The following is a 5,374-nucleotide window of genomic DNA, read 5'->3' on the forward strand; positions in this document are numbered from 1 at the left end:
CCAGGACTCGGCGCCCGACACCCCCCTGACCTTCGTCAATATCCGCGAGCGCGCCGGCTGGTCGGTCGAGGCAGCCTACGCCCAACCCAAGATCGCGGCCCTGATCGCCGAAGCGACTCTTCCCGTCACTCCCGTCTCCTCGATCGAGCTGAAATCCGAAGGCATCGCCTTGATCTACGGCCGCGACGAGCTGGCGATCGAAGCCGCCCGCCAGTTGATGGACAAGCTGGACATCACCGTCCTGCTGACCCGGCCCGACGCTGTGATCCCGCCGCGCACGGCGGAGTTCCCGATCCTCAAGGGCACCATCGTCAAGGCGACCGGCCACCTCGGCAAGTTCGAGGTCGAGGTCGACGACTACGCCGCCCCCCTACCCTCGTCGCGCCAGTCCCTGACCTTCGGCCCCGCCCGCCGAGGCGCCAAATCCACCTGCGACATCATCCTGGACCTGACCGGCGGCACGCCGCTGTTCCCGGCCCACGGCAAGCGCGACGGCTATCTCCGCCCCGACCCCGGCAACCCGGCCGAAGTCCAGAAGGCCATCTTCCAGTTCGCCGATCTGGTCGGGGAGTTCGACAAGCCCCGCTACGTCGATTACCGCGCCGAGCTGTGCGCCCATTCCCGCAACAAGAAGACCGGCTGCACCCGCTGCTTGGACGTCTGCCCGACCGGAGCGATCACGCCCAACCGCGACCATGTCGCGATCGACCCGTTCGTCTGCGCCGGCTGCGGGTCCTGCGCCGCCGTCTGCCCGACGGGAGCCGCCACCTACGCCCTGCCGCGTCCCGAACCCCTGCTCGAACGCCTGCGCACCCTTCTCCTGACTTACCATGACGCCGGAGGCAGCGACGCCGTCGTCCTGGTCCACGACGCCGAGCACGGCGACCCGCTGATCGACCTGGCCGCCCGCTTCGGCCCCGGATTGCCTGCCCGCGTGATCCCCTTCCAGGTCAACTCGATCACCCAGCTCGGCATCGAAGCCCTGGCCGCCCCCTTCGCCTTCGGCGCGTCGGAACTGCGAATCCTCGCCCCGACCAAACCGCGCGAAGACCTGACCCCGCTCGCCCGCAACCTGGGCCTTGCCGAAACGATCCTGTCCGGCCTCGGCTTCGGTTCCGGCCGGGCAACCCTGATGGAATCCGACGACCCCGACCGGTTCGCAGCCGACCTCTACGCCATGCCCCGCCGCACGGGCGCCGACCCCACCAACTTCCTGCCGATGGGCGACAAGAAGGGCCTGTCCCGTCTGGTCCTCCGCAAGCTCCAGAGCGTAGCGCCCGAGCCGATCCCCGTCCTGCCGCTGGCCCTGGGCGCCCCCTTCGGCACGCTCGACATCGACGCCGAGGGCTGCACCCTCTGCCTCGCCTGCGTCTCGACCTGTCCGACCGGCGCCCTGACCGACAACCCCGACCGCCCGATGCTGAGCTTCACCGAGGACGCCTGCGTCCAGTGCGGCCTGTGCCAAAACACCTGCCCGGAAAACGTGATCAAGCTGCACCCGCAACTGAACTTCACCGACACCGCCCGCAGTCCCGTCCTGGTCAAGCAGGAGGAACCCTGCCACTGCATCCGCTGCAACAAGCCCTTCGGCACCAAGGCGTCGATCGACCGCATCGCCGCCAAGCTGTCGGGCAGCCACTGGATGTTCGAGAACAAGGCGCTCATCGACCGCATCTATATGTGCGGCGACTGCCGCGTCATCGCCCAGTCCGAGGCCACGCTGGACCCCTACGCCGGCCCCGAACGCCCCAAGACCATCACCACCGAAGACTACAAGCACTGACCCCCTGCCACCCCTGCCGGCGCGACACGCCGCCGGCAGGGGTAGAAGCGGCTTCCAGCCGCTTTCAGCACGATCCCGCAATTCCGGGCCCCAGTGCTGTTCAGCGCTGTTCAGCGCTGTTCAGCGCAGTATGGAAATGCCCCGATAGGACCTGTCGTCGCTGACATTGCAAGCCCGGACTTGAAAAGTCCGTCATACCAAGACTTGATCTTGGTACCTCCCAGCGTCGGCGCTCATGGAGACCTCAACCCCAAGTTCCAGAACATCCGCAAGGTTGGTGCTGGTAGATGCCAAGATCAAGCCTTGGCATGACGGTTGGAGCATAACGGTGCGGGGAAATGGTGGAAAGACCAACATCTTCTCCACCAGAGAACCAAACAGCCCCATCCGCGACCCGCCCACACCTGCGCCTAATGGGCCACTCCCTACAGAAAACGTCTTACCCAGAACAAACTACAACGCACTACCCACATTAATATAATTTTTCTATCCAGGATTGCTCCGTTCAATCTGTGTTTGCATAGTACTGTGACATAAATCGGCATGAAGAAGTGCCACCCCTTCTGTCACAGCAACTAATCGGGCACTCATGCGAAACGAATTTGCCGAAAAGTCGACAGGCGTCCAAAGCATAGACTATTCCGGCAGCGACGTTCTTGAGATCATGGCGGAAGCCATCAAATACAATGCATTCCTGACACATGAAGTTTTAAGTCACGCTCCGAAATCCGGCCACGTGCTTGATTTCGGCGCCGGCATCGGCACCTTCTCCGCCCCGGTCGCCAAGCTGGGCCTCCAGGTCACCTGTGTCGAGTACGACGACGGCCAAAGGGCCAAGATCAAGGAACTGCACGGCCTCGCCTCGGTAAAGAGGATCGAGGACGTTGCCGACGCTTCGGTCGATTACGTTTTTACCCTCAACGTCCTTGAGCACATAGAAGACGACGTCAATGCGCTGAAGCAACTTTATCGCGTTCTCAAGCCCGGCGGCCGGCTCTACGTCTTCGTCCCGGCCTTTCAGCTACTCTATTCCGAATTCGACCGCCGCATCGGCCACTACCGCCGCTACCACAAGGCCGGTCTGGTGCAAGCCGTCGCCCAGGCCGATTTCCAGGACATCGAGGCCAGATACTACGACAGCCTGGGCTTCGCGGCAGCGCTGGCCTACAAGTTGGCGTCCAAACAGGACGGCAAGGTCTCACCCTCCACGGTCGGCATCTACGACCGCTACGTCTTCCCCCTGAGCCGCCTGCTAGACCTCGCCGCCAGTCCGTTCATCGGAAAGAACGTCGGCCTGACTGCCCGCAAAGCATTGTAACGCACTGGGCTGGAGCTTCGTCTATGCCGGATCATCGGTATTGCAGCAGTATGCGGATTTAACTTGCACGGCAGTTGAACTTCACCGAGACATCGCGCAGTCCCGTCCTGGTCAAGCAGGAGGAACCCTGCCACTGCATCCGCTGCGGCAAGACCTTCGGCACCAACGCATCGATCGACCGCATCTACATGTGCGGCGACTGCCGCGTCATCGTCCAGTCCGAGGCCACATCAGACCCCCACGCCGGCTCCGAACGCCCCAAGATCATCACCACCGAAGACTACAAGCAATAACGGACTGCCGGATGCGGACGGCGATTTCCCAATCGTTTCTTGCGGAATCCAGCCGGCGTATTACAATGTACACAAATGCGCATAGCGGGGTTTCCATGGCCGACAGCAGCACCGTCACCATCCGGCTTTCCAACCATGCGAAGGAGCAGCTTGCCGAACTGGCGGACCGCACCCGACGCAGCCGGAGTTTTCTCGCGGCGGAAGCCATCAGCGCCTATGTCGAACGTGAGCTGTCCATTATCGAGAAGGTCGAGCGCGGCCGGGCCGATGTGCGGGCAGGACGGACGACGCCGCATGACGAGGTGATGCGCGAAGCCCGCACCATCATCGAGGCTGCCCGGACGCGCCAGTGAAGCGGCATGTCGTCTGGTCCGACGAGGCCCGCAGCGATTATCTCGCCATCATTCGCCACATCGCCGACGAGAACCCCGATGCCGCCGAGCGTGTGGCCGCGCGGATCGACCATGCCGGCGCCGCACTGGCGAATTTCGCGACCGGTCGACCTGGGCGAGTGACAGGTACTTATGAGCGAGTGCTGCACGATCTGCCCTATATCGTCGCCTATGAGATCATAGCCCATCCTGAAGGCGGCGAAACCGTCGCCATTCTTCACGTGATTCACGGCGCACGCGACTGGCCGACGGAGCAGTGGCCCGCTTCCGGCTAAACACTTCGGCTCCCCTCCAAATCCCATATCAGCCGCCCTTGCGAAGCCGCCGGTATCTGGGAACCACGCTCCTGAAACGATCCAACGACGAACTGGTCATCACCAAGCCCCATCTCCACGGCGGTCAGGAAGTCGGACTCTACTTCCAGTCCTCCGCTTAAAATAACGACAGCGGCAACCGCGAAAGATATGTCCCAGCCCTGCCAGCCGAATTCCGCACCAACACGGCCGTTCATTGGTTGACCCGGCGCCTCTACCAAGCCATGCCCTCCGGCACTCTGCGCGAGAGCCTACGGCTAAGCGTCAACTTCGACATAGTCCAGCTTCAACCGACACTCGGCCATGACGCCCAACCCTCGCCCCCTGGCTGCACCGAGACGACGAAGCAGTCACCTACATCGTCCTGCTCCGCGACGTTGACTCATCGCAATAAAAATTAAATTTTACTGAAAATTATATTACAATTTTTTTATATGGCATATATCAGAATTAACAATTTCATCCATAGCTTAGAGCACCTATCATAACCCTGCCCGAAAACATCTAAACCATTGATTTCGCTAGGTCAGGGCAGGTTTTGATAGGCGCTCTTATTCTAAAATCAGCAGAATTTGCTACTTTTTCCTAAGGAGTGTTGCCATACTCCATACTGATTTTGGAAACGTTCAAATCATTCAAGAATATTTTAACCAACAATATAACTTTTATTTCGTTTGTCTAGCAATTATACTCACGTTTCAATTAGCACCTTGAGTATCGGGGCGCTAAAAGATTTTCATTTAGAGGTCGCAAGAAATGCATATTAAATTAGCGTAGGTTGCTTTAACAGCAATTTACTAATTGTTCTGAGCAGCGGCTCTTCGAGATCGCATGGCTCAACTTAGAGGCAGCAGAATGTTTGCCATGGTTTTAACTTTCCTAATATAGTTAACATCTATAAAAATAAGGAAATTTGAGAAAATGACCGACACTATGGTTAATAATCTGCAAACAGATGACCCAAAATCTAAGATCACAGAAAAAACATCACAACTCAAATTGTGATTTATTCTGGACTATCAATATCGTTCATAGTTTTTCTCAACCTTTTGTTTTTAATACCTTATATATTTATGGTTTTATCACAACTATTATATGAATACAAAAATTTTTCTATGCCAGCGGCAGTAATTCCTTCAATAACGGTGCTGATATTGGTAACCCTTTGTATGAACTGCGAATCTATAATGAAAGCTTTACTTAAGTTTTTTACCAGTGGAAAGCCATGGAGACGTTTGATACCCCTTCTCTCTGTGATTCTTTCTGCGGGAATC

General features: G+C 58.2%; 7 protein-coding genes. 5 read left to right on the forward strand and 2 right to left on the reverse strand.

Going from position 1 to position 5,374, the window contains the following annotated elements:
• From AC5JJ6_RS38420 to AC5JJ6_RS38440, 5 genes are all read left to right on the forward strand, one after another.
• A partial coding sequence (locus tag AC5JJ6_RS38420; RefSeq protein WP_496047088.1) for a 4Fe-4S binding protein occupies positions 1-1,783 on the forward strand: 1,783 nt, incomplete at its 5' end.
• Between the two features lie 664 nt (positions 1,784-2,447).
• Complete coding sequence (locus AC5JJ6_RS38425; RefSeq protein ID WP_496047089.1) at positions 2,448-3,101, forward strand: class I SAM-dependent methyltransferase; 654 nt, start codon at positions 2,448-2,450, stop codon at positions 3,099-3,101.
• 74 nt (positions 3,102-3,175) lie between these two features.
• Positions 3,176-3,394 carry a hypothetical protein gene (locus tag AC5JJ6_RS38430; protein ID WP_496047090.1) on the forward strand — a complete coding sequence of 73 codons (219 nt, stop codon included), beginning with the start codon at positions 3,176-3,178 and terminating at the stop codon, positions 3,392-3,394.
• Positions 3,395-3,489: 95 nt separating this feature from the next.
• Positions 3,490-3,747, forward strand: a complete 258-nt coding sequence (locus tag AC5JJ6_RS38435) for a CopG family ribbon-helix-helix protein (RefSeq protein ID WP_496047091.1) — start codon at positions 3,490-3,492, stop codon at positions 3,745-3,747.
• Positions 3,744-4,061 (forward strand): type II toxin-antitoxin system RelE/ParE family toxin, encoded by a 318-nt coding sequence (locus AC5JJ6_RS38440; protein ID WP_496047092.1) that lies wholly within the window; start codon positions 3,744-3,746, stop codon positions 4,059-4,061. The genes AC5JJ6_RS38435 and AC5JJ6_RS38440 overlap by 4 nt, the downstream gene beginning before the upstream one ends.
• Here the strand turns inward: AC5JJ6_RS38440 and AC5JJ6_RS38445 are convergent.
• Positions 4,058-4,321 carry a hypothetical protein gene (locus AC5JJ6_RS38445; RefSeq protein WP_496047093.1) on the reverse strand — a complete coding sequence of 88 codons (264 nt, stop codon included), beginning with the start codon at positions 4,319-4,321 and terminating at the stop codon, positions 4,058-4,060. The genes AC5JJ6_RS38440 and AC5JJ6_RS38445 overlap by 4 nt on opposite strands.
• 842 nt (positions 4,322-5,163) lie before the next feature.
• A partial coding sequence (locus AC5JJ6_RS38450) for a hypothetical protein (RefSeq protein ID WP_496047094.1) occupies positions 5,164-5,374 on the reverse strand: 211 nt, incomplete at its 5' end.

The organism is Skermanella sp. (assembly GCF_059503625.1).

Excerpts from the sequence above, each read along its gene's own strand:
- AC5JJ6_RS38425 (WP_496047089.1), top strand. The coding sequence starts at position 2,448 with ATGGCGGAAGCCATCAAATACAATGCATTCCTGACACATGAAGTTTTA.
- AC5JJ6_RS38435 (WP_496047091.1), top strand. The coding sequence starts at position 3,490 with ATGGCCGACAGCAGCACCGTCACCATCCGGCTTTCCAACCATGCGAAG.